18 protein-coding genes, 5 tRNA genes and 1 pseudogene are annotated in these 24,360 nt (G+C 39.1%); 20 read left to right on the forward strand and 4 right to left on the reverse strand.

All coding sequences use genetic code 11. The annotated features are described in order from the left end of the window. The first annotated feature begins 3 nt into the window (after positions 1 to 3). On the forward strand, positions 4 to 471 hold the full coding sequence (locus JCM15092_RS02155) for a low molecular weight protein-tyrosine-phosphatase (RefSeq protein ID WP_024993213.1): 468 nt from the start codon (positions 4 to 6) through the stop codon (positions 469 to 471). Between the two features lie 89 nt (positions 472 to 560). Here JCM15092_RS02155 and JCM15092_RS02160 read toward each other — a convergent pair whose 3' ends face one another. Next, positions 561 to 2,273: a GH35 family beta-galactosidase gene (locus tag JCM15092_RS02160; protein ID WP_024993214.1), complete on the reverse strand. Its 1,713-nt coding sequence runs from the start codon at positions 2,271 to 2,273 to the stop codon at positions 561 to 563. A 5-nt stretch (positions 2,274 to 2,278) separates the two neighbouring features. Continuing rightward, a complete protein-coding gene (locus tag JCM15092_RS02165; protein ID WP_024993215.1) occupies positions 2,279 to 4,336 on the reverse strand; it encodes an HD family phosphohydrolase in 2,058 nt (685 codons plus the stop codon). An 81-nt stretch (positions 4,337 to 4,417) separates the two neighbouring features. On the opposite strand from JCM15092_RS02165, the gene gltX reads away from it, so the two are divergent. Both gltX and JCM15092_RS14680 read left to right on the forward strand, forming a co-directional pair. Next, positions 4,418 to 5,935 (forward strand): glutamate--tRNA ligase, encoded by a 1,518-nt coding sequence (gltX, locus tag JCM15092_RS02170; RefSeq protein WP_024993216.1) that lies wholly within the window; start codon positions 4,418 to 4,420, stop codon positions 5,933 to 5,935. Positions 5,936 to 5,945: 10 nt separating this feature from the next. Beyond that, a pseudogene (locus tag JCM15092_RS14680) lies at positions 5,946 to 7,164 on the forward strand (3-deoxy-D-manno-octulosonic acid transferase). Positions 7,165 to 7,416: 252 nt separating this feature from the next. On the opposite strand, the gene JCM15092_RS02180 reads toward JCM15092_RS14680, so the two are convergent. Both JCM15092_RS02180 and JCM15092_RS02185 read right to left on the reverse strand, forming a co-directional pair. Further along, positions 7,417 to 7,941: a gamma carbonic anhydrase family protein gene (locus tag JCM15092_RS02180; RefSeq protein ID WP_024993217.1), complete on the reverse strand. Its 525-nt coding sequence runs from the start codon at positions 7,939 to 7,941 to the stop codon at positions 7,417 to 7,419. 6 nt (positions 7,942 to 7,947) lie between these two features. Then, on the reverse strand, positions 7,948 to 9,732 hold the full coding sequence (locus JCM15092_RS02185; protein WP_024993218.1) for an aminopeptidase P family protein: 1,785 nt from the start codon (positions 9,730 to 9,732) through the stop codon (positions 7,948 to 7,950). Between the two features lie 157 nt (positions 9,733 to 9,889). On the opposite strand from JCM15092_RS02185, the gene rpsU reads away from it, so the two are divergent. The 17 genes from rpsU to rpoC all read left to right on the forward strand — a co-directional run bounded on the left by rpsU (position 9,890) and on the right by rpoC (position 24,325). After that, a complete protein-coding gene (gene rpsU, locus JCM15092_RS02190; protein ID WP_024993219.1) occupies positions 9,890 to 10,081 on the forward strand; it encodes a 30S ribosomal protein S21 in 192 nt (63 codons plus the stop codon). A 73-nt stretch (positions 10,082 to 10,154) separates the two neighbouring features. Continuing rightward, complete coding sequence (locus tag JCM15092_RS02195; RefSeq protein WP_024993220.1) at positions 10,155 to 11,042, forward strand: tyrosine-type recombinase/integrase; 888 nt, start codon at positions 10,155 to 10,157, stop codon at positions 11,040 to 11,042. A gap of 13 nt (positions 11,043 to 11,055) precedes the next feature. Next, positions 11,056 to 11,355 (forward strand): ribosome hibernation-promoting factor, HPF/YfiA family, encoded by a 300-nt coding sequence (gene hpf, locus JCM15092_RS02200; RefSeq protein ID WP_024993221.1) that lies wholly within the window; start codon positions 11,056 to 11,058, stop codon positions 11,353 to 11,355. Positions 11,356 to 11,445: 90 nt separating this feature from the next. Beyond that, positions 11,446 to 11,519 (forward strand) — tRNA-Thr (locus JCM15092_RS02205). Positions 11,520 to 11,551: 32 nt separating this feature from the next. Continuing rightward, positions 11,552 to 11,634 (forward strand) — tRNA-Tyr (locus JCM15092_RS02210). 30 nt (positions 11,635 to 11,664) lie between these two features. Further along, positions 11,665 to 11,737, forward strand: a tRNA-Gly gene (locus tag JCM15092_RS02215). Between the two features lie 6 nt (positions 11,738 to 11,743). Then, a tRNA-Thr gene (locus tag JCM15092_RS02220) sits at positions 11,744 to 11,815 on the forward strand. 51 nt (positions 11,816 to 11,866) lie between these two features. Continuing rightward, the gene (gene tuf / locus JCM15092_RS02225) at positions 11,867 to 13,051 is read left to right on the forward strand and encodes an elongation factor Tu (protein WP_024993222.1); all 1,185 of its coding nucleotides are present in this window, start codon (positions 11,867 to 11,869) and stop codon (positions 13,049 to 13,051) included. Between the two features lie 43 nt (positions 13,052 to 13,094). Next, positions 13,095 to 13,167 (forward strand) — tRNA-Trp (locus tag JCM15092_RS02230). A 16-nt stretch (positions 13,168 to 13,183) separates the two neighbouring features. Continuing rightward, positions 13,184 to 13,378, forward strand: coding sequence for a preprotein translocase subunit SecE (gene secE / locus JCM15092_RS17870; RefSeq protein ID WP_084488409.1), 195 nt, complete (start codon positions 13,184 to 13,186; stop codon positions 13,376 to 13,378). Positions 13,379 to 13,389: 11 nt separating this feature from the next. Continuing rightward, complete coding sequence (gene nusG, locus JCM15092_RS02235) at positions 13,390 to 13,932, forward strand: transcription termination/antitermination protein NusG (protein ID WP_024993223.1); 543 nt, start codon at positions 13,390 to 13,392, stop codon at positions 13,930 to 13,932. 58 nt (positions 13,933 to 13,990) lie between these two features. Further along, the gene (gene rplK, locus JCM15092_RS02240) at positions 13,991 to 14,434 is read left to right on the forward strand and encodes a 50S ribosomal protein L11 (protein ID WP_024993224.1); all 444 of its coding nucleotides are present in this window, start codon (positions 13,991 to 13,993) and stop codon (positions 14,432 to 14,434) included. 15 nt (positions 14,435 to 14,449) lie between these two features. Continuing rightward, the gene (gene rplA / locus JCM15092_RS02245; protein WP_024993225.1) at positions 14,450 to 15,148 is read left to right on the forward strand and encodes a 50S ribosomal protein L1; all 699 of its coding nucleotides are present in this window, start codon (positions 14,450 to 14,452) and stop codon (positions 15,146 to 15,148) included. Positions 15,149 to 15,164: 16 nt separating this feature from the next. After that, the gene (gene rplJ, locus JCM15092_RS02250; protein WP_024993226.1) at positions 15,165 to 15,680 is read left to right on the forward strand and encodes a 50S ribosomal protein L10; all 516 of its coding nucleotides are present in this window, start codon (positions 15,165 to 15,167) and stop codon (positions 15,678 to 15,680) included. Between the two features lie 42 nt (positions 15,681 to 15,722). Next, entirely contained in the window at positions 15,723 to 16,094 is a 372-nt protein-coding gene (rplL, locus tag JCM15092_RS02255) for a 50S ribosomal protein L7/L12 (protein WP_024993227.1), read from the forward strand. A gap of 103 nt (positions 16,095 to 16,197) precedes the next feature. Next, positions 16,198 to 20,010: a DNA-directed RNA polymerase subunit beta gene (gene rpoB, locus JCM15092_RS02260; RefSeq protein ID WP_024993228.1), complete on the forward strand. Its 3,813-nt coding sequence runs from the start codon at positions 16,198 to 16,200 to the stop codon at positions 20,008 to 20,010. Positions 20,011 to 20,044: 34 nt separating this feature from the next. Continuing rightward, positions 20,045 to 24,325, forward strand: coding sequence for a DNA-directed RNA polymerase subunit beta' (gene rpoC, locus JCM15092_RS02265; protein WP_024993229.1), 4,281 nt, complete (start codon positions 20,045 to 20,047; stop codon positions 24,323 to 24,325). Positions 24,326 to 24,360: the final 35 nt, after the last annotated feature.

A 24,360-nucleotide genomic window follows, 5' to 3' on the forward strand; every position in this document is an offset into this window, starting at 1 on the left:
ATAATGAAAAAGATATTATTTGTCTGTTTAGGAAATATATGTCGTTCTTGTACTGCAGAAGAGGTGTTTAGAGTGCTTGCTGAAAAAGAGGGACATAGTGATCTTATTATTGACTCTGCAGGTATTCTGAGTTACCATCGTGGAGAACTGCCTGATCCTAGAATGCGGATGCATGCCTCAAGTAGAGGGTATAATCTTACACATAAGTCTCGTCCTATAGTGACAGACGATTTCTTTGAATTTGATATGATTATCGGTATGGATGATAGTAATATTGATAGACTAAAAGAGAAGGCGCCCGATGTAAAAACTCAGGATAAGATATTCAGGATGACTGATTTCTGTATAGATAAAGTTGTTGATTATGTTCCCGACCCATATTATGGAGGAGCACAAGGTTTCGAAAATGTAATAGATATCCTAGAAGACTCATGTAAGGGACTTCTAGAAAAAATAACTCGGAATAGATGATTTGAAGTGCACCCCAAAGTTTGGACAAGAAACTTTGGGGTGCACTTCAATAAATGGTATTAGTCTCATTAATTAGCTCAGGATGATTTTTATTTATATGAGTATAACTTAACGTGTAGTATTTTAAAGTCGTCTACCGATATTCGTGCATGGCGTCCTTGATGGTCTTGATCACCATTAAATCTGCGTATGCGCTCAATCTTGCCCTCCTTATCCATATTAACCTCGTCAACATAGCCTATTCCTATACGGTAATCTTTGTTCCACCTCTCTTCTGAATCTCTTTTTTTACCACCGTTGTTAATGAAACCATCTTCACCAAGTTCCACTTTCATTGCAGTTTTACTGCCATCTTCCTGGAAGGTTACAACGATTCCACTTCCTGCAATTATATACTCCATATCCGATAATCTTATAAACAGAGCACCACCTTCAGGCCACTCATTATCTTCCTTAGCACGAGGGTCCCATGGTAGGGTGAAGTAGTGGCTGCAGGTAAGTTCAACTTTTGGCTCCATCTTAAGAGTTGTTGTTCTTGCCTCTTTATCTAACAATACACCGCGCATTTTGTCGCTACCTTTATATTTCTTTATCAAAGGCATGAGATCTTGAAGCATCTTGTAGCTTTGCACTAATGGCTTTTTCTCGGAATAGTTATAGTCCTCTATAGAGAATGGACTGAATCCCAATCCATCCATCTCACCTAGAACATAACATGCACGCACGCCATCATTATCTTCAAGACGAATCTCTGGTATGAATAGTGGGTTGTTGTGCAGCTTATATTGTGCTGTCCAATCTTTAAACCCCTTATCATAAAGGTCGGGTGCAAGGAAATCTATTGAAGGAGCTGCGCAATGCCATACATCAATGAGATGTGCCAAAGGACCTGCGGAAGGGTACTCTCCCGGTTTGCGGTTTCGGCTGTTCATTGCAGCATTGACATACATTGGAATGTTGTATATTGACTTACCTCCCTTTGTCATCATCTCCACATATTTTGCATAGTGGTATGCCATGAATATTTCATCAGTCTCAATGCCTTCACCGAAGACCTCACTCCATGTACCTCTCTTTTTTGACCCTGCCTCTTGCCATCTCTTAAGCATTACAGGGTGAAGCTTTTCTTTGTTTTTTGATAGATATGTAATCAACTCCTCTGGGACCTGCTGACTGAATTTTTTGTTGGCTATAGCTGAGCAGTCTCTAGCCGATTCCAGCATGCCTATCTCGTTCTCAACCTGAATCATTACAACAGTACCTATCTGTGCATCCTTCTCTTTGATATGACTAATCACTCTGTTGAATGCTTTTGAATCAGCTTTCAGTACCTCATCAGAAAAGGCACTTGCAATCTCAAGCGGCTTTCCGTTGCTGGTATAAGCACGAGGAAATCTCTTATAGTCACTCTTGAACCATAGAGGAGCATAACAGCTCATACTGTTTTTCCATGCACCGAACCATAGCAAAACCAACCTCAAATCATTTTTCCTAGCTTCCGAGAGAGTCTCATCCAAAAGAGCAAAGTCGAAAGAACCTTCCTGTGGTTCCAATAAATCCCAATAAACAGGTACTAACACAGTATTCAAGCCGATGGCTTTAAGTTTGGGGAAAATTTGCCGAATATCTTTTACCGATGAGGCTGAAGAGTTCCCTAGCTCACCCCCTAGGATAAAAAACGGTTCTTTGTCATAGTAGAGCTGTATAGAGTTATTTACTTTCTCTATAGAGCTGCGCTGTGCTTTTCCACCTGCAAAGAGTAGTAGTAAGAGTGCAGATGTCAGTAATAGTCGTTTTTTCATAAATATTATTTTTTTAGTTCAGGATAGCTTATTCTGGCGTGATACATTGTCTTAAGTTTCTCCTTGAATACTGATTTCACATTGGCTATGTCCATAAAGGTGATAGGGCACTCCTTAAAATAACCTTCATTGACTTGTGAGTCTACAATCTTGTCGACAAGATTGCTTATGCTCTCTTCGGTATACTCAGGCATACTTCTTGATGCTGCCTCAACAGAGTCAGCCATCATCATGATTGCCTGTTCCTTAGTGAAAGGATTAGGACCAGGATATGTAAATATAGATTTGTCGATAACCTCATCAGGGTTTTCGTTCTGACATGATATGTAGAAATATTTTGTCACTCCCTTACCATGATGAGTACTTATAAAATCTTTTATTACTTGTGGCAGGTTATGCTTTTCAGCAAGCTTCAGCCCATCGGTGACATGACTTAACACCACCTGAGCACTCTGCTGGTATGTTAGGTTTTCGTGAGGATTAACTCCGGATTGGTTCTCTGTAAATAGGGCAGGATTTATGGTCTTCCCTATATCATGGTAAAGGGCTCCCGTTCTTACAAGCTGACTCTTTGCATCAATCCTGTTGGCAGCTGCAGAAGCAAGGTTGGCAACCTGAAGTGAATGTTGGAATGTGCCTGGAGCTACCTCGGACATCTCTCTTAATATCTTATTATTGATATTCGAAAGTTCTACCAATGTTACATTTGATGTGAATCCAAATATTTTCTCAAGGACAAACAGAAGTGGGTATGCAAATAGTAGCAACACTCCGTTTATCATGAAGTATAGATACATTCTTGTGTTCAACCTTGTCAGGTCGTTCTCATTGATAAGTTCCAGGGAGAAGTATAACAAGGCATAACCGACGAATATAAAAAATGCAGTTCGTATAAGCTGTGAACGTTGGGATAGTTCGCGTAAACTGTATATTGCTATCATTGATGTTACAACCTGCAACAGTATAAACTCATATGGATACCTTAATGTGATGGAAGAGAGCATTATTATTGTACATACAATCATAAATGCCGTTCTAGAGTCGAGGAACACTCTTACAATGATAGGTACCATTGCAAAAGGTATGATATATACGGTGAACAGATTCTGATCAACCATTAAAGAGGTAAGCACAGGGAAGAACATCACCAATGCAAAGAGAAGAGTCAGTCCACCCTTATGCTGGTAATAATCTTTTCTGAAAAGTTCAAGGTATATCATGAAACAGAGAATGAATATACTCACAAAAAGAATCTGACCTCCTATGGTCATCCTTATCTCCTGAGCAGAGTCACTCTTCTTGCTCCACTCTTTTTTCAATGACTGAAGAATGTTGTATGTACCTTCGTTGACAATCTCTCCTCTGTCGATAATCTTCTGACCGGAAATCACATATCCACTGGCTCCTGATATTGTGGAGAGAAGATCTTTTTTTGCTATATCCGATCTCTCTTTATCGAACTCAACATTTGGGGTGAGATAGTTGTTGAGATTGCACTTCTGAAGTAGAGTTCTTATTAATTGAAAAGAGGTAGAGCTCATAATTTTCTCGTACGCCTCTTTAACAGTGATCAGTTGAGATACGTTATGGCTAGATGCTGTTGTGTTATTAACAAGACGGAATGTCTTGATGCTGTCTCCTCTTAGAATGGACATGTCGCTTCCCGAGATGATACCAAGTTTGTACATCTCTTTCAGCATTTTCTCAATCTGAGTGAAATACTCATAATTGGGGATTATATATTTTAATGTCTTATTATAATCTTCTTTGAATTTTTCTATAGCCTGCTTCTCAACATTGTTGTTTATGCTTAGATATGGCTGATAGGATGCCATAAGACTATCCTGTTCCTCCTTTATCTGAGCATCACTCTTGTAGATAGGAAAGTCAAAAGAAGCTTGGAGTAACCCATATTTCCAGGGCTTATTAATATCAAATTGATAATTGAACTTATCCTTCTGAGGGAGGAAACTTACTATGACAGTAACTGTTGCAATAAAAATCAATATTTTGTATATTATATCCCTGTTAAAAAGCCACTTATGTTTACTTATGGAATTCATAGTATTATATTTTTGCCCGAAAAATAAGAAAAATCCGGGATTTTTAGTTTATTTTGCGCCGTATTTTATATATAACTCAAAATGTCAGAGAGAAAAGTAAGAGTTCGTTTTGCTCCAAGCCCAACCGGAGCATTGCATATTGGTGGAGTTCGTACCGCTTTATATAACTATTTATTTGCGCGTCAAAATGGTGGTGAATTAATATTCAGAATTGAGGATACAGATTCTAGTCGTTTTGTCCCAGGTGCAGAAGAGTATATCCTGGAGTCTTTTAAATGGTTAGGCATAAAGTTTGACGAAGGAGTCTCATTCGGAGGTAACTATGGACCTTACCGCCAGTCGGAGAGGAGAGACATATATAAGAAGTATGTAGATATCCTTCTTGAAGAAGGTAAAGCATATATTGCTTTTGATACACCTCAGGAACTTGAGACAAGGCGTAATGAAATTGCAAATTTTCAATATGATGCGTCAACAAGGCTAAGTATGAGAAATTCGTTGACTCTCTCAAAAGAGGAGGTTAATGAACTTGTCAATAACGGTAGCCAGTATGTTGTACGTTTTAAAATAGAGCCAAACGAGGATGTACATGTTAATGATATTATCCGTGGCGAAGTTATTATCAACTCATCTATTTTAGATGATAAAGTACTATTTAAATCATCAGACCAGCTCCCTACATATCACCTTGCAAACATTGTGGACGACCATTTGATGGATATCTCACATGTTATTCGTGGTGAGGAGTGGTTGCCTTCAGCACCGCTGCATGTGTTGCTCTACAGAGCTTTCGGATGGGAGGATACCATGCCAAAATTTGCTCATCTTCCACTTCTTCTTAAACCTGACGGAAACGGAAAGTTGAGTAAGAGAGATGGTGACAGACTTGGTTTCCCTGTATTCCCATTGGAGTGGCATGATCCAAAAAGCGGTGAAGTATCTTCAGGATATAGAGAATCAGGATACTTGCCTGAGGCTGTAATAAATTTCTTGGCTCTGCTTGGATGGAATCCGGGAACAAACCAAGAGATACTATCTATGGATGAGCTTATACAACTTTTTGACTTGACTCATTGTAGCAAGGCAGGAGCAAAATTTGACTTTGAAAAGGCTAAGTGGTTTAACCATGAATATATACTTCATGCAGACAACAGAGAGTTGGCTGAGATGTTCATACCTATAGTTAAGGGAAATGGCATAGATGCTCCATTGGAGAAGGTGGTAACTGTTGTTGGATTGATGAAAGACCGTGTAAGCTTCATGAAAGATCTATGGGATACATGTAAGTTCTTCTTTGTTGCTCCTGAAACATACGATGAGAAAACAACAAAAAAACGCTGGAAGGAAGATTCTCCTGAGATGATGCTTGAACTAGCTGCTGTCTTGGAGAATATTGACGATTTCTCTTTGGAGAATCAGGAGAAGATAGTAATGAAATGGATAGAAGATAAGGGCTATCATTTGGGAAACATCATGAATGCATTCCGACTTACTCTTGTTGGAGAGGGTAAAGGTCCTCATATGTTCGATATATCATCTGTTTTGGGTAAAGAAGAGACGTTGAAACGTATATACAGGGCAGTTGAGGTACTAAAGTAATTTACTGATGATGTTTTATAATTTAGCAATATATATATATCTGTTAGGAGTCAAGATAGCTGCACTTTTTTTCCTCGAAACCTTCGAAGATGATAAAAGGTCATCGTGAGGTGTTTAAGGTGTTGCAGCAGATAGACAAGAATAAAAAGTACATTTGGTTTCACGCTGCTTCGCTCGGAGAGTTTGAGCAGGGGCGCCCATTAATAGAATATATTCGAAAGAGATATCCTGAATATGGTATTTTGCAAACATTCTTCTCTCCCTCAGGATATGAGGTGAGAAAAGATTATAAGGGCGCAGATGTAGTATGCTATCTTCCTTTTGATACACCACGTAATGCCAAAAGATTTGTGAAACTGGCAAATCCTTGCATGGCTTTCTTTATCAAATATGAATTCTGGCAGAACTACCTTGGAGAGCTTAATAGTAGAAATGTGCCTGTTTATAGTGTATCATCTATATTCAGAAAAAATCAGATATTCTTCCGTTGGTACGGAAGAGATTATAGAAAGGTACTTACAAAATTTGAGCAATTGTTTGTTCAGAATGAATCATCAAAGAAGCTTCTTGCTAAAATTGGTGTGACCAATGTGAGCGTTGTAGGCGATACCCGCTTTGATAGAGTAATTGATATCTATAATGCCGCTAAGGAATTACCTCTGATAGGTAAGTTCAAGGGAGATTCTAAGACCTTGGTTGTTGGAAGCTCATGGGAACCAGATGAGGATATCATTCTGAAATATGTAAATGAGAATCCTCGGTTAAAGCTTATTATTGCTCCACATGTGGTTACTGAGTCACATATAAATGACATCATATCCAAACTTAATTGTAAGTGTGTACGTTATACATCTGCTGATGAACATAGCGTTAAAGAGTCAGGATGTATGATTGTCGACTGCTACGGACTACTCTCTTCAATATACAGATATGGTGATATGTCATATATTGGTGGTGGATTTGGGGTAGGTATACATAATGTTCTTGAGGCTGCAGTTTATGGGATACCGGTAATTTTCGGACCAAACAATATGAAGTTTCGTGAGGCACAGCATCTGATAGAGAACAGAGGTGGCTTTGAAATAAAGAACTCGGATGAGTTCAATGGTTTGATGCATAAATTCCTATCCGAAGATGCTTTCCTTAATGAATCAGGTGCTGCAGCAGGATCTTATGTGAAAGACAATTCTGGAGCATTAGACTTGATAATGAAAGAGATTAAGCTCTAAAAGCATATAATAAAAAATAAGGAGAATGATATGAATCATATCATTCTCCTTATTTTTGTAAACCGATCATGATCAATTGGATGACCAATCATGATTCGTTTATAAACCATAGTGATCAATGTTCTTAATCCCACTGCGTTGGTATATATTTCGTTATGAAGCCTCTTTTTGTTTCCATAATATTCTACTGAATGGTTTATGCCATTATAGATATAATTCCTTTTCGGGAATATAACCTATGAGAATATTAAATTATTTCTCTTCACTCTTGAACCATTCCGAATACATTATGTATCCTTTGGCTATCCTTTTATTCAGTTCCATACTCTGCTCAGGCGGAATGTTCTTTATGAATTTTGCTGGAACTCCTCCCCAAAGAGTGTTAGGTTCAATGACTGTGTTGCTCAATACAAGTGCTCCTGCAGCTACAATAGCTCCTTCACCAACTTCTGCATGATCCAGAATGGTAGAGCCCATACCTATTAATGCACCTGAACGTATGTTTGCTCCATGTATAGTCACATTGTGTCCCACAGATACATCGTTCTCTATCTCTACAGTTGATTTCTGATATAGAGTATGTATAACTGTTCCGTCCTGAATGTTTACTCTGTCGCCTATCTTTATAGAGTTTACATCTCCTCTGAGTACAGCGTTGAACCATATGCTGCATTGGTCGCCAATCACCACATCTCCAATTATTGTTGCATTATCTGCCAGATAGCAATCTTCACCTATTTTAGGTGTGAATCCTCTTACTGATTTTATAAGTGCCATATTTTATTATTTTCCAATTTGTGCTGTTTCTTTTTTAAGCCACTCTTTTTCTTCTTCAGAAAGTAGAGGTGACAGTTTTGAATATACATAAGAGTGATATCTGTTCAGATAGCCCAACTCCCCCTCATTGAGCATCTCTATATCAATTCCTTCTCTGTCGATAGGACATAGTGTAAGAGGTTCAAGTTTATAGAAATCTCCGAACTCCGTACTCTGTGATTTTACTATTAACATTGTATTTTCTATTCTCACTCCATGTCTTCCTGCCTTATATATACCCGGCTCATTAGTGACGGTCATTCCCGGTACCAAAACTGTTGGAACATAGTTCATTCTGATTTGATGTGGTCCCTCGTGTACATTCAAGAAATGACCAACTCCATGACCTGTTCCGTGCATATAGTTTATGCCATGTTTCCACATAGCAATTCTTGCGAAAGCGTCAAGCTGTGTACCGCTTGTTCCACTAGGAAACTCTGCCATCGAGAGGTTTATCATACCCTTAAGTACGAGTGTGTAATCTCTTCTCTCTTCCTGACTTATCTCTCCCAATATTATTGTTCTTGTTATATCAGTAGTTCCGTCAAGGTATTGGCCTCCGCTGTCGAGCAGCAACATGCCTTCAGCTTTAAGGCTCTTGTTGCTCTCCTCGTCGGCTTCGTAGTGTACAATAGCTGCATTATCTTTATATCCTGCTATAGTGTCGAAACTTTCGCCTACGAATTTAGCCTGTTCGCTGCGTAGCTGGTATGCTTTTCGGGTAACAGATAGTTCAGATTCATTGCCGTTTTTTACAGCCTCCTTAATCCATTTAAGTAACTTGACCATAGCTACTCCATCGCGAAGCATTGCATTGTGGAATCCTTCAATCTCAACCTCATTCTTCATAGCCTTCATAAGGAGTATAGGAGATGGACAAATAGTTGCATTCTTCTTTACCAGATCGAATATTCCACCATTTATTGTTGAAGGAACCTGAACTTTTAGATTCATAGAGACGATCTTTAGTAGATCCTCTTTTATGGTAGGGTACGGGCTTATATTAACACCCTGTGAGAAAAGGTATGTCCTTACCTCATCGTCAACCTTATTATCGTCAATGTAAAGCGTAGCACTTTCACTATCAATTATAAGATAACTTATGAATACAGGGTTGCAGTGAACATCGTCTCCTCTAAGATTTAGCATCCAGCACACTTCGTCAAGGGCGGATATTACAAGAGTATCTTTGCCTTTCTCTTCCATGTAACTCCTTACAGCTGCAATTTTATCCTTAGCCGATATTCCTGCATATTTTATATCGTGAATGAAGGCTTTATTTTGAGGAATAGATGGCCTGTCACTCCAAATGGAGTCAAATGGGTCGTCAGTGAAAATAAGGCTTAATCCTTTCACTGACAATAGATCATTTATATCTTGTATATCAGAGATGCTGTTTGTCCATGGATCTATACCCACTCTGTCTCCACTCTTTAGTCCTGAGATAAGCCATTCCGGAATAGATGGGGTATTAGAAATCCTCTCTTTGAATAGTTCTATGGATGTGCCTTTCAGCTGTTCCTCGGCTTGAATAAAATATCTTGAGTCGGTCCATAGTCCGGCGCTGTCTAATGTTATTACTACTACTCCTGCTGAGCCTGTGAATCCGGAAATCCATTTTCTTCCCTCCCAATGCTGGGCAATATATTCTCCTGAATGTGGGTCTGTACTTGGAACAATGAAAGCCTGAATATTATTGCTGCGCATGAAGGAGCGCATCTTTTTTAATCTATCTTTAATCTCTTCTATCATAATGATATCGGTTTCTGTCGGTTATATACAAAGGTAATATTTATATGTGATTTGAAATAAATATTGATGGAAAGTTTTGAGAATAAAGAAAGTATGTTTAATTTTGCGCCGCAAATTGACTAAAAATATATTTAGTAACTATATAATAAAAATTAAAATGATTGTAGTACCAGTAAAAGAAGGCGAAAACATTGAAAAAGCCCTTAAAAAGTTCAAAAGAAAGTTTGAGAAAACAGGTGTTGTAAAAGAATTAAGAGCTAGACAACAGTTTGACAAGCCATCTGTAGTAAACAGATTGAAGAGAGAACGCGCTGTATACGTACAGAAGTTGCAGCAGGTAGAAGAATAATTGCTTCTATTTTGTTTTGAGCAATTGAATTCTTTTCATATATTCGTTGCACAATAGTTAAGCAACGTCTCTTATGTTGATAGAGTCTTTTCTAAATTATCTTCGACTGGAAAGAAATTATTCTGAGAGAACTATCCGTAGTTATGGAATAGATCTTAAAGAGTTTCAGACTTTTTTTAAAGAGAAGAGTGAAGAGACAGACTTTGTGACATTAGATTCAGATTTAATACGTTTTTGGATTGTTGATATGATGGATCGTGGGTACACTTCGACCTCGGTAAATAGGAAGTTGAGTGCCTTACGTTCGTTTTATCGTTTTTTACTGAGAAACGGAACTGTTGAGATTGATCCTACCTTGAAAGTTACAGGTCCTAAAAATAAGAAGCCACTGCCGGTTTTTATTAAAGAGGCAGATATGGATAAGATTATTGAAAGGTCTAATTTTAAAGAGGGATTCGAAGGATGCAGGGACAGGTTGATTATAGAGATGTTTTATACAACCGGTATCCGATTGTCTGAACTTATCGGGCTTAAGGATAGGGATGTTGACTTCTATAACTCCACCTTGACTGTTTTAGGTAAAAGAAACAAAATGAGAATCATTCCATTTGACATTGAGCTGAATAATGACATTAAAGAGTATATTAATGTGAGGGATGAATATTTTACTGATAGGAGCAAGTGTAGTTCACTTTTTGTTCTAAAGAGCGGAGAAACACTGTACCCCTTGAAAGTTTATAATTTGGTGAAACGAAGTTTGGCTAAATTTGTATCGGTAAAAAAGAAGAGTCCTCATGTGTTAAGACACACTTTTGCAACCTCGATGCTGAATCATGATGCATCACTTGAGGCCATAAAAGAGTTGCTTGGTCATGAGAGTCTTGAGACCACTCAGGTTTATACCCATACAACATTTGAAGAACTGAAAAAAGTATATGAACAAGCTCATCCAAGAGCGTAAAATAGGAGGTTATATGGAACTAAGAATTCAAGCTATTCATTTTGATGCTTCAGAGAAGCTTCAGGATTTTATCCAGAAGAAGTGTGGTAAATTAGAAAAATATTGCGACGATATAAAAAATGTGGAGGTGTTATTAAAAGTCGTAAAACCCGAAAGCGCAATGAATAAAGATGTTAACATTAAGGTGTCTGTGCCCAATTCTGAGTTTTTCGCAGAGAAGGTAAGTGATACATTTGAAGAGTCTGTTGACGTTTGTATTGATGCACTTTCAAAACAATTGACTAAGCATAAAGAAAAGCTTCGCGGTGCCTAAAAAAGTACTGAAAGTTTTTGCAAATTAAAATAATTGTCTAACTTTGCAGCCGCTTATCCCTTAATAGGAATCGGCTGCAATTTAAGATAAGCCTCTTTAGCTCAGTTGGCCAGAGCACGTGATTTGTAATCTCGGGGTCGTTGGTTCGAATCCGACAAGAGGCTCTTAATTTTCGATCTTTGTTTATTGTGTAGTGGGGCAAATACCAGAGTGGCCAAATGGGGCAGACTGTAAATCTGCTGTCTTTCGACTTCGGTGGTTCGAATCCATCTTTGCCCACTATAAATTGAGACTTTGATCTTTAGTGATGCGGAAGTAGCTCAGTTGATAGAGCATTAGCCTTCCAAGCTGAGGGTCGCGGGTTTGAGCCCCGTCTTCCGCTCTCATTGCTGTTATAGCTCAGTGGTAGAGCACTTCCTTGGTAAGGAAGAGGTCACGAGTTCAAGTCTCGTTAACAGCTCAGAATAACGTAATTGCTGATTATTAATCAAATAAATAACAAGTTAAAGCTATGGCTAAAGAGAAATTTGAACGTTCAAAACCGCACGTTAATATTGGTACTATCGGTCACGTTGACCACGGTAAGACAACATTAACTGCTGCTATCACTACGGTGTTGGCAAAAAAAGGTCTTTCAGAATTGCGCTCTTTCGATTCTATCGATAACGCTCCTGAAGAGAAAGAAAGAGGTATTACTATTAATACTTCACACGTAGAGTATCAAACAGCTAACCGTCACTATGCACACGTTGACTGTCCAGGTCACGCTGACTACGTTAAGAACATGGTTACTGGTGCTGCTCAGATGGACGGTGCTATCATCGTTTGTGCTGCAACTGACGGTCCTATGCCTCAGACTCGTGAGCACATCCTTTTGGCTCGTCAGGTAAACGTACCACGTCTTGTTGTATTCTTGAACAAGTGTGATATGGTTGATGACGAAGAAATGTTGGAATTGGTAGAAATGGAAATGCGTGAATTGCTTTCATTCTATGATTTCGATGGCGACAATACTCCAATCATCCGCGGTTCTGCACTTGCTGCATTGAACGGTGTTGCTGAATGGGAAGATAAAGTAATGGAATTGATGGACGCAGTTGATACTTGGATTCCATTGCCTCCACGTGAAATAGACAAACCATTCTTGATGCCAGTTGAGGACATATTCTCAATCACTGGTCGTGGTACAGTTGCTACAGGTCGTATCGAAACTGGTGTTATCCACGTAGGTGATGAAATTGAAATCCTTGGTTTAGGTGAAGATAAGAAATCTGTTGTTACAGGTGTCGAAATGTTCCGTAAACTTCTTGATCAGGGTGAAGCTGGTGATAACGTAGGTCTTTTACTTCGTGGTATAGACAAGAATGAGATCAAACGTGGTATGATTCTTTGTCACCCAGGACAGGTTAAGGCTCACTCTAAATTCAAAGCTGAGGTTTATATCCTTAAGAAAGAAGAAGGTGGTCGTCACACTCCATTCCATAACAAATACCGTCCTCAGTTCTATCTTCGTACTATGGACTGTACAGGTGAAATCACTCTTCCAGAAGGAGTTGATATGGTAATGCCTGGTGATAACGTAACAATCAATGTAGAACTTATCTACCCAGTTGCTTTGAACGTAGGTTTGCGTTTCGCTATCCGCGAAGGTGGACGTACAGTAGGTGCTGGTCAGATTACAGAACTTGTTGACTAATACATAAATTTAGTTCTCGACTTGCAAGAGTCGAGAACTTTTTACGGGAGTAGCTCAGTTGGTAGAGCACCGGTCTCCAAAACCGGGTGTCGGGAGTTCGAGCCTCTCCTCCCGTGCAAAACTTTAAACAATATGTTTCATAAAGTAGTAAATTATTTCAAAGAATCTTATAACGAATTAGTCTATAAAGTATCATGGCCAAATCGTTCAGAGCTTTCTAATAGTGCTGTAGTTGTTTTATATGCTTCCCTACTTCTAGCACTAGTAGTTTTCTTAATGGATTCTCTCTTCCAGTTAGTTATGGAAGGTGTCATCTATCCGCACTAAAACTATAAACCATGTCTGAAATTGAAAAAAAATGGTATGTTCTTCGTGCCGTGAGTGGAAAAGAGAGCAAGGTTAAAGAGTATTTGGATGCAGATATCAGAAATGGTAATCTCGGTGATTACGTATCTCAGGTTCTAATACCTACAGAGAAGGTATATCAAGTACGTAACGGTAAAAAAATCGTTAAAGAAAGAAGTTATCTTCCAGGATATGTTTTGATCGAGGCTGCACTTGTTGGTGAGGTTTCTCATCATCTAAGAAATACTCCTAATGTGATCGGCTTCCTCGGAGGTACAGAGAACCCTGTTCCACTTCGTCAGTCAGAAGTTAATAGAATTTTAGGAACTGTTGATGAACTTCAGGAAATCGGAGAGGAATTAAATATTCCTTTTGCCGTTGGAGAAAACGTGAAAGTATCAGTTGGTCCGTTTAGCGGCTTCAGTGGTGTCATTGAAGAGGTTAACTCGGAAAAACGTAAACTGAAAGTAATGGTCAAAATTTTCGGAAGGAAAACTCCTCTGGAATTAGGCTTTGTAGATGTAGAAAAAGAATAACGCACCTGTTACATGTGTTGTTCTTTAATGTAGTGTTTATATATAAAACTAAAGAAAAATGGCTAAAGAAGTTGCTGGACTAATCAAATTACAGATTAAAGGAGGCGCTGCAAATCCATCACCTCCCGTTGGACCTGCACTAGGTTCTAAGGGTATTAACATAATGGAATTTTGCAAGCAATTCAATGCCAGAACCCAGGACAAAGCTGGTAAAATATTACCAGTAATCATTACCTACTACGCAGATAAGTCTTTTGATTTTGTTATCAAGACTCCTCCTGTAGCAATCCAATTACTTGAGGTTGCTAAAATTAAGAGTGGATCTGCTGAGCCAAATCGTAAGAAAGTTGCCGAGCTTACTTGGGAACAGATTCGTAATATTGCTCAGGACAAAATGGTTGACTTGAACTGTTTTACTATTGAATCAGCAATGACAATGGTAGCAGGTACTGCGAGAAGTATGGGTATCTCTGTAAAAGGGGAATTCCCGGGTAATAATTAATAAACTTCAATTATAATGGGTAAACTGACAAAAAATCAAAAGTTAGCTGCAGAAAAAATTGAAGCAGGGAAAGCATACTCACTTAAAGAAGCTTCTGAACTTGTAAGAGAGATTACTTTTACAAAATTTGATGCTTCCTTGGATATTGATGTACGTTTAGGAGTTGACCCTCGTAAATCTAACCAGATGGTTCGTGGTGTGGTATCTTTACCTCACGGAACTGGTAAAGAGGTACGTGTTTTGGTTCTCTGTACACCAGATGCTGAAGCTGCTGCAAAGGAAGCTGGAGCTGATTATGTTGGTCTTGACGAATATATCGACAAGATCAAAGGTGGATGGACAGATATTGATGTAATCATCACTATGCCATCTATCATGGGAAAAATTGGTGCTCTTGGTAGAGTATTAGGCCCTCGCGGTTTGATGCCAAATCCAAAAAGTGGCACTGTGACAATGGATGTTGCTAAAGCTGTAAGAGAAGTTAAGCAGGGTAAGATTGACTTTAAGGTTGACAAGAGCGGTATCGTTCACACTTCAATCGGTAAGAGTAGTTTTACATCTGAGCAGATTCGTGATAATGCAAAAGAATTTATTGCAACTATCATTAAACTGAAACCTAGCGCAGCTAAAGGTACATATATAAAGAGTATTTATCTTTCAAGTACTATGAGTAAGGGTGTCAAAGTTGACCCTAAAACTGTAGAAGAAATCTAATTAAAAGGAGGAAATCATGAGAAAGGAAGATAAAGGCGTTATTATTGGCCAATTGACAGAAACTTTAAAAGAGTACGGTCATTTCTATCTTGTTGATACAACTGCTATGGCAGCTGCTGAAACAAGTGATTTGAGAAGAAAATGTTTCAAGAACAATATCAAGCTTGTAGTTGTAAAGAACACTTTATTACACAAGGCTCTTTTGAACTCTGAGACAGATTTCTCTCCACTTTTTGATTCTTTGAAAGGAACAACTTCGGTTATGTTCACTGAGGTAGCTAACGCTCCTGCTAAACTTTTGAAAGAATTCAAAGATGGAAAGCCAGGCCTGAAAGCAGCTTATGCTGAAGAAGGTTTCTATGTTGGCGCTGAGCAACTTGATGCTCTTGCTAATATTAAGAGTAAAAATGAAGTTATTGCTGACATTGTTGCACTTTTGCAATCTCCAGCAAAGAACGTTATTTCAGCTCTTCAATCAGGTGGAAACACCATTCACGGAGTCCTCAAGACTCTAGGGGAAAGACCCGAATAATTTTTTATTTACAAAGTAACAAACAATTAAAATCATACAAAAATGGCAGATTTGAAAGCTTTTGCAGAACAATTAGTTAACTTAACAGTAAAAGAAGTTAATGAACTTGCAACTATCCTAAAAGAAGAATACGGTATTGAACCTGCTGCTGCAGCTGTTGCTGTTGCTGCTGGCCCAGTAGCTGCTGCTGCTGTAGAAGAGAAAACATCTTTTGATGTAGTTTTGAAGAGTGCAGGTGCTGCTAAACTTCAGGTAGTTAAGGCAGTTAAAGAAGCATGTGGTTTAGGTTTGAAAGAAGCTAAAGACATGGTAGACGGTGCTCCTAGTACAGTTAAAGAAGGCTTATCTAAAGACGAAGCTGAATCTCTAAAGAAAACTTTGGAAGAGGCTGGAGCTGAAGTTGAGCTTAAGTAATATTGCCTGATTATCAGGAACTTCGGTTAGGAATCCCCCGAGTGAGGGGGTTCTTAACCTTTTTGTGTCTATATTAATTTAAGTCCTACAAATATTTAATTAGATGTCTTCAAACTCTGAAAATCAAAGAATTAATTTTGCTTCAATAAAGAATCCGATGAAGTATCCGGATTTCCTTGAAGTCCAATTGAAGTCATTCCAAGACTTTTTACAACTTGATACCCCACCTGAAAAAAGAAGAAACGATGGGTTGTATAAAGTGTTTGCTGAGAATTTTCCAATAGCAGATACACGTAATAATTTCGTACTTGAGTTTTTGGATTACTATATCGATCCGCCTCACTACTCAATAGATGAGTGTTTGGAACGTGGTCTTACATATAGTGTACCATTAAAAGCTAAACTGAAACTTTACTGTACAGATCCTGATCATGAGGATTTTGATACTGTTATTCAGGATGTATTTTTGGGTCCTATCCCATATATGACTCCAAAAGGAACATTTGTTATCAATGGTGCTGAACGCGTAATTGTATCTCAGTTGCATCGTTCTCCAGGCGTATTCTTCGGACAAAGTGTTCATGCTAATGGAACTAAACTATATTCAGCTCGTATAATACCATTCAAAGGTTCTTGGATAGAATTTGCTACTGACATAAACAATGTCATGTATGCTTATATAGATCGTAAGAAGAAATTACCAGTAACAACTTTGTTACGTGCTGTTGGTTTCGAAAATGATAAAGACATCCTTGAGATTTTTAATCTTGCTGAGGACATAAAGGTTACTAAAGCTAATCTTAAGAAGGTTGTCGGAAGAAAATTAGCAGCTAGAGTTCTTAAGACTTGGACTGAAGATTTCGTTGACGAAGATACCGGTGAAGTTGTTTCTATTGAACGTAACGAGGTTATCATTGACCGTGAAACAGTACTTGAAGCTGAACACGTTGATGAGATTGTTGAATCAGGTGTTCAGAATATACTTGTTCACAAAGAGGATGCAAATTCTTCTGATTTCTCTATTATCTTCAATACACTCCAGAAAGACCCTAGTAACTCAGAAAAAGAGGCAGTACTTTATATCTACCGTCAGTTGAGAAATGCTGACCCTGCTGATGATGCAAGTGCTAGAGAAGTTATCAATAACCTCTTCTTCTCAGAGAAACGTTACGATTTGGGTGATGTAGGACGTTACAGAATAAATAAGAAGTTAGGCCTTACAACTGACATGGATGTTAAGGTGCTGACAAAACAAGATATTATTGAGATTATTAAGTATCTTATCGAACTTATTAACTCGAAAGCTGATGTGGATGATATCGACCACTTGAGCAACCGTCGCGTACGTACTGTAGGTGAACAGTTATCAAATCAGTTTGCTGTTGGTCTTGCTCGTATGTCACGTACAATCCGTGAACGTATGAACGTTAGAGACAATGAGGTCTTTACTCCAATAGATCTTATCAACGCTAAAACTATATCATCTGTTATCAATTCATTCTTTGGGACAAATGCTTTGTCTCAATTTATGGACCAGACTAACCCACTTGCTGAAATTACTCACAAGCGTCGTTTGTCTGCACTTGGCCCTGGTGGTCTTTCTAGAGAGAGAGCAGGTTTCGAGGTACGTGACGTTCACTACACTCACTACGGCCGTCTCTGTCCTATTGAAACTCCTGAAGGTCCAAATATCGGTCTTATCTCTTCTCTTTGTGTATATGCAAAGATCAATGATCTTGGATTCATTGAAACTCCATACCGTAAGACTGCTGACTCAAAAGTAGATATCAGTGAAAATGGTATCATATATCTTACAGCAGAAGAAGAAGAGGACAAGATTATTGCACAGGGAAATGCCCCTCTTGATGATGAAGGTAAATTCATCCGTACTAAAGTAAAAGCTCGTAGTGATGCTGATTATCCAGTTGTTGACCCAAGTCAGGTTGAACTTATGGATGTATCTCCACAGCAGATTGCATCTATCGCTGCGTCATTGATTCCTTTCTTGGAACATGATGATGCTAACCGTGCGTTGATGGGATCTAACATGATGCGCCAGGCAGTTCCATTGCTTCGTACAGAAGCTCCTATCGTAGGTACAGGTATTGAAAAACAGTTGGTAGAGGATTCACGTACTCAGATTGCTGCTGAGGGTGATGGTGTTATCGATTTTGTTGACGCTACTACTATTCGTGTTCTTTATGACAGAACAGATGAAGAGGAGTTCGTAAGTTTCGAACCTGCACTGAAAGAGTATACAATACCTAAGTTTAGGAAAACTAACCAGAGCATGACAATTGACCTTCGCCCAATATGCAGCAAGGGTCAGAGAGTTAAAGCTGGTGATATCCTTACAGAGGGTTACTCTACAGCTAACGGTGAACTTGCTCTTGGTAAGAACCTTCTTGTTGCTTACATGCCTTGGAAGGGTTACAACTATGAGGATGCTATTGTACTTAACGAACGCGTTGTAAGAGAAGATATCCTTACATCAGTTCATGTTGATGAATACATTCTTGAAGTTCGTGAGACAAAACGTGGTATGGAAGAACTTACTTCTGACATTCCAAACGTTAGCGAAGAGGCTACTAAAGATCTTGATGAAAACGGTATCGTTAGAATCGGTGCTCGTATTGAACCAGGTGATATCCTTATCGGTAAGATCACTCCAAAAGGTGAGTCTGATCCTTCACCAGAAGAGAAATTGCTTCGTGCAATCTTCGGTGATAAGGCAGGTGATGTGAAAGATGCTTCACTTAAAGCTTCTCCATCATTGAAGGGTATCGTTATAGATAAGAAACTCTTCTCAAGAGTTATCAAGACTAGAAGTGAGAAGAATGCAGACAAGGCTATACTTCCAAAATTAAACGATGAGTTTGATGAGAAAGTAGCAAGTCTGAAAAATGTTCTTGTTGATAAACTTCTTGTTCTTACAGATGGAAAACCATCTCAGGGTGTTAAAGATTATCTAGCTACTGAAGTAATTGCAAAGGGTGCTAAGTTTACTAAGAGAGATCTTGAAACTTTGGATTATTCTATCATACAGTTGAGCAAGTGGACAACTGATGCTCATACAAATGATATGATAAGAGACCTTGTAATGAATTATCTGAAGAAATATAAAGAACTTGATTCTGAACTTAAACGTAAGAAGTTTGCTATTACTATCGGTGATGAGCTTCCATCAGGAATCATCCAGATGGCAAAAGTATATATTGCTAAGAAACGTAAGATTGGTGTAGGTGATAAGATGGCAGGTCGCCACGGTAACAAGGGTATCGTATCAAGAGTTGTTCGTCAGGAAGATATGCCTTTCTTGTCTGACGGAACTCCAGTAGATATCGTTCTTAACCCGTTGGGTGTGCCTTCTCGTATGAACATCGGTCAGATATTCGAGGCTGTATTAGGCCGTGCCGGAAAAGAGTTGGGTCTTAAATTTGCTACTCCAATCTTTGATGGTGCAACTATGGAAGACCTGGACAAATGGACAGACAAAGCAGGCTTGCCACGTTATTGTAAGACCTATCTTTATGATGGTGGAACAGGTGAAAAGTTTGACCAGCCGGCAACAGTTGGTGTGACTTACATGTTGAAACTTGGTCACATGGTTGAAGATAAGATGCATGCTCGTTCTATCGGTCCTTACTCACTTATTACTCAACAGCCACTTGGTGGTAAGGCACAGTTTGGTGGTCAGCGTTTTGGAGAGATGGAGGTTTGGGCACTTGAAGCATTCGGTGCAGCTCACATTCTTCAGGAGATCCTTACTATCAAATCGGATGATGTCGTTGGACGTTCTAAAGCTTATGAAGCTATCGTCAAAGGCGAGCCTATGCCAACACCTGGTATACCTGAGTCTCTAAATGTATTGTTACATGAACTTAGAGGTTTGGGCTTGAGCATCAATCTTGAATAATAAATATAACTCTTTACAATATAAATAAGAAAGTATGGCTTTTAGAAAAGAAACTAAGATAAAGAGTAATTTCTCGAAAATTTCTATCGGACTCGCTTCTCCTGAAGAAATCTTAGAGAATTCGAGTGGTGAGGTCTTAAAACCTGAAACCATCAATTACCGAACATACAAACCTGAGCGCGACGGTCTGTTCTGCGAAAGAATATTCGGTCCTGTAAAGGATTATGAATGCCATTGTGGTAAATACAAACGTATTAGATATAAAGGTATCGTTTGTGACCGTTGTGGTGTTGAGGTAACTGAAAAGAAAGTACGTCGTGAAAGAATGGGACATATACAACTTGTTGTTCCTGTTGCTCACATATGGTATTTCCGTTCTTTGCCAAATAAAATCGGTTATCTTTTAGGCTTGCCAACAAAGAAACTTGATTCTATAATATATTATGAACGTTATGTAGTCATACAGCCAGGTATTATGGCTGAAGAGGGGATTAATGAATATGACCTTCTATCTGAAGAGGAATATCTAAACATCCTTGATAAATTGCCAAAGGAGAATCAGTATCTTGAAGATACTGATCCAAACAAATTCATCGCTAAGATGGGTGCTGACGCTATCTATGATATGTTGGCAAAATTGGATCTTGACTCTCTTTCATACGATTTGCGTAACAAGGCTGGCAATGACTCTTCTCAGCAGAGAAAAAACGAAGCATTGAAGAGATTACAGGTTGTAGAATCTTTCAGAGCATCTAAGGGTAGAAATAAACCTGAATGGATGATTGTGAAGATTGTACCTGTTATTCCACCTGAACTTCGTCCATTGGTGCCACTTGATGGTGGTCGTTTCGCTACATCTGATTTGAATGACCTTTATCGTCGTGTTATTATACGTAACAACCGTTTGAAGAGACTTATAGAGATCAAGGCTCCGGAAGTAATTCTACGTAACGAGAAACGTATGCTTCAGGAAGCTGTTGACTCACTATTCGACAACTCAAGAAAATCAAGCGCAGTTAAGACAGATGCTAACCGTCCTTTGAAGTCTTTGTCAGACAGTTTGAAGGGTAAGCAAGGTCGTTTCCGTCAGAACCTGTTAGGTAAACGTGTTGACTACTCTGCTCGTTCAGTTATCGTCGTTGGTCCTGAATTGAAGATGGGTGAATGTGGTATTCCTAAATTGATGGCTGCAGAACTTTACAAACCATTTATCATACGTAAGTTGATAGAGAGAGGTATTGTTAAGACTGTTAAATCAGCGAAGAAGATCGTTGACAGAAAAGAGCCTGTTATTTGGGATATCCTTGAGCATGTAATGAAAGGTCATCCAGTTCTATTGAACCGTGCCCCTACATTGCATCGTCTTGGTATTCAAGCATTCCAACCTCATATGATTGAAGGTAAAGCTATCCAGCTTCACCCATTAGCATGTACTGCGTTCAACGCCGACTTCGATGGTGACCAGATGGCTGTGCACTTGCCGCTAAGCAATGAGGCTGTTCTTGAGGCTCAGATGCTTATGATTCAGTCGCACAATATCTTGAACCCTGCTAATGGTGCTCCTATTACCGTTCCTGCTCAGGATATGGTTCTTGGTCTTTACTATATTACTAAGCTAAGAAAAGGTGCTAAGGGTGAAGGTCTGATATTCTACGGTGCTGAAGAGGCAATGATAGCTTATAACGAAGGCAAGGTAGATATCCATGCTATAATAAGCGTTATTGTTAAGGACTTGGATAGTGAAGGAAATATTGTAGACGTAATGATGAAGGAGACTTCTGTAGGACGTGTTATCGTTAATGAGATAGTACCTTACGAAGTTGGTTACCTGAATACTATTATATCAAAGAAATCTCTTCGCGATATCATCAGTAATGTAATTAAGACTGTCGGTGTTGCAAGAGCTTGTACATTCCTGGACGGAATAAAGAATCTTGGTTATTATATGGCGTTCAAGGGTGGTCTTTCATTCAACTTGGGTGATATCATTATCCCTAAGGAGAAAGAGGAACTTGTGAAACGCGGTAACGAAGAGGTAGAACAGATTATGATGAACTATAACATGGGTTTCATCACTGACAATGAACGTTACAACCAGGTTATCGATACTTGGACACACGTAAACAGTGACTTGTCAGATATCCTCTACAAAACTATTAAGAACGACGATCAAGGATTCAACTCAGTATTTATGATGCTTGACTCTGGTGCCCGTGGTTCTAAAGAACAGATTCGTCAGCTTTCAGGTATGCGTGGTTTGATGGCAAAACCTCAGAAAGCTGGTGCTGAAGGTGCACAGATTATTGAGAACCCTATTCTTTCTAACTTTAAGGAGGGTCTTTCGGTTCTTGAGTACTTTATCTCTACCCACGGTGCTCGTAAAGGTCTTGCCGATACAGCGCTTAAGACTGCCGATGCAGGTTATCTGACTCGTCGTCTTGTTGACGTTTCTCATGATGTTATCATCAATGAAGAGGACTGTGGAACATTACGTGGTCTAGTATGTACTGCATTGAAGAACAACGATGAGGTTATCGCTACACTTTACGAACGTATCCTCGGACGTGTATCTGTACATGATATCATACATCCTACTACAGGTAAGATGATTGTTGCAGGTGGTGAAGAGATTACTGAACCTATAGCACAAGAGATTGAAAACTCTCCAATAGAGAGTGTTGAAATACGTTCAGTGCTTACTTGTGAATCTAAGAAGGGCGTTTGTGCTAAGTGTTACGGACGTAACCTTGCATCAAGCCAGATGGTTCAGAAAGGTGAAGCTGTCGGCGTTATTGCTGCACAGTCAATCGGTGAGCCTGGTACTCAGTTGACACTTCGTACATTCCATGCCGGTGGTATCGCCGGTAACATGGCAGCAAATGCTAGCATCGTAGCTAAGAATGATGCAAGACTTGAGTTCGAAGAGTTGCGTACTGTTGATACAGTGGATGAATCAGGTGAATTGGTTAAAGTTGTAGTTGGTCGTTTGGCTGAAGTACGCTTTGTTGATGTAAACACTGGTATTATCCTTTCTACTCACAATGTACCTTACGGTTCTAAACTATTTGTTTCAGATGGTGATGTCGTTGACAAGGGCAAACTTATCGCTAAGTGGGATCCATTCAATGCTGTTATCATTACTGAAGCAACAGGTAAGATTGAATTCGAATCTATGATTGAGAATATAACATACAAGGTTGATTCGGATGAAGCAACCGGTTTACGCGAAATTATCATCATAGAATCTAAAGATAAGACAAAAGTTCCATCTGCTCATATTATGGGCGAAAAGGGAGGTTTGATACGTACATACAACTTCCCAGTGGGTGGTCACGTTGTAATCGAAGACAAACAGTCTGTGAAAGCAGGTGATATATTGGTTAAGATTCCTCGTGCTGTAGGTAAGGCAGGTGATATCACAGGTGGTTTGCCTCGTGTAACTGAATTGTTTGAGGCTCGTAATCCATCTAACCCTGCAGTTGTATCTGAAATCGATGGTGAGATCACTATGGGTAAGATTAAGCGTGGTAACCGTGAAATTGTTGTAACATCTAAGACTGGTGAGGTTAAGAAGTATCTTGTAAATCTTTCTAAGCAAATTCTTGTTCAGGAGAATGACTACGTAAGAGCCGGTACTCCACTTTCTGACGGTGCTACTACTCCAGCAGATATCCTTGCTATCAAGGGTCCTACTGCTGTTCAGGAATATATCGTTAATGAGGTTCAGGACGTATATCGTCTGCAGGGTGTGAAGATCAATGACAAGCACTTTGAAATTATCGTTCGTCAGATGATGCGTAAAGTACAGATTGGCGAAGCAGGTGATACTCGTTTCTTGGAACAACAGGTTGTAGACAAACAAGACTTCATGGAGGAAAATGACCGTATATGGGGTAAGAAAGTTGTTGTCGATGCTGGTGACTCTCAGAACTTGCAACCTGGACAGATCGTTACAGCTCGTAAACTACGTGATGAAAACAGTATGTTAAAACGCCGTGACCTCAGACTTGTTGAAGTACGTGATGCTGTACCTGCTACATCTACTCAGATTCTGCAAGGTATAACACGTGCTGCATTGGGAACATCTAGCTTCATGTCGGCTGCATCATTCCAGGAAACAACCAAAGTCCTCAACGATGCTGCAATCAATGGTAAAGTTGACAGACTTGAAGGTATGAAGGAGAATGTGATCTGCGGTCACTTGATCCCTGCCGGTACAGGTCAACGTGAATTTGAAAAGATTGTTGTTGGCTCAAAAGATGAATACGAAAGAATTCAAGCTAACAGAAAGAACATTATAGATTACGCTGAATAATAAATCTGTATAATTGATAGAAGAAGCAGTCATAT

It is taken from the genome of Phocaeicola paurosaccharolyticus JCM 15092, assembly GCF_000613805.1.
In the GTDB taxonomy this organism is placed as follows: domain Bacteria; phylum Bacteroidota; class Bacteroidia; order Bacteroidales; family Bacteroidaceae; genus Phocaeicola; species Phocaeicola paurosaccharolyticus.

Bases quoted from the DNA above. Each gene is read 5' to 3' on its own strand.
- JCM15092_RS02155 (WP_024993213.1), top strand. From the start codon at position 4: ATGAAAAAGATATTATTTGTCTGTTTAGGAAATATATGTCGTTCTTGT.
- JCM15092_RS02160 (WP_024993214.1), bottom strand. From the start codon at position 2,273: ATGAAAAAACGACTATTACTGACATCTGCACTCTTACTACTACTCTTT.
- JCM15092_RS02165 (WP_024993215.1), bottom strand. From the start codon at position 4,336: ATGAATTCCATAAGTAAACATAAGTGGCTTTTTAACAGGGATATAATA.
- gltX (WP_024993216.1), top strand. From the start codon at position 4,418: ATGTCAGAGAGAAAAGTAAGAGTTCGTTTTGCTCCAAGCCCAACCGGA.
- JCM15092_RS02180 (WP_024993217.1), bottom strand. From the start codon at position 7,941: ATGGCACTTATAAAATCAGTAAGAGGATTCACACCTAAAATAGGTGAA.
- JCM15092_RS02185 (WP_024993218.1), bottom strand. From the start codon at position 9,732: ATGATAGAAGAGATTAAAGATAGATTAAAAAAGATGCGCTCCTTCATG.
- rpsU (WP_024993219.1), top strand. From the start codon at position 9,890: ATGATTGTAGTACCAGTAAAAGAAGGCGAAAACATTGAAAAAGCCCTT.
- JCM15092_RS02195 (WP_024993220.1), top strand. From the start codon at position 10,155: ATGTTGATAGAGTCTTTTCTAAATTATCTTCGACTGGAAAGAAATTAT.
- hpf (WP_024993221.1), top strand. From the start codon at position 11,056: ATGGAACTAAGAATTCAAGCTATTCATTTTGATGCTTCAGAGAAGCTT.
- tuf (WP_024993222.1), top strand. From the start codon at position 11,867: ATGGCTAAAGAGAAATTTGAACGTTCAAAACCGCACGTTAATATTGGT.
- secE (WP_084488409.1), top strand. From the start codon at position 13,184: ATGTTTCATAAAGTAGTAAATTATTTCAAAGAATCTTATAACGAATTA.
- nusG (WP_024993223.1), top strand. From the start codon at position 13,390: ATGTCTGAAATTGAAAAAAAATGGTATGTTCTTCGTGCCGTGAGTGGA.
- rplK (WP_024993224.1), top strand. From the start codon at position 13,991: ATGGCTAAAGAAGTTGCTGGACTAATCAAATTACAGATTAAAGGAGGC.
- rplA (WP_024993225.1), top strand. From the start codon at position 14,450: ATGGGTAAACTGACAAAAAATCAAAAGTTAGCTGCAGAAAAAATTGAA.
- rplJ (WP_024993226.1), top strand. From the start codon at position 15,165: ATGAGAAAGGAAGATAAAGGCGTTATTATTGGCCAATTGACAGAAACT.
- rplL (WP_024993227.1), top strand. From the start codon at position 15,723: ATGGCAGATTTGAAAGCTTTTGCAGAACAATTAGTTAACTTAACAGTA.
- rpoB (WP_024993228.1), top strand. From the start codon at position 16,198: ATGTCTTCAAACTCTGAAAATCAAAGAATTAATTTTGCTTCAATAAAG.
- rpoC (WP_024993229.1), top strand. From the start codon at position 20,045: ATGGCTTTTAGAAAAGAAACTAAGATAAAGAGTAATTTCTCGAAAATT.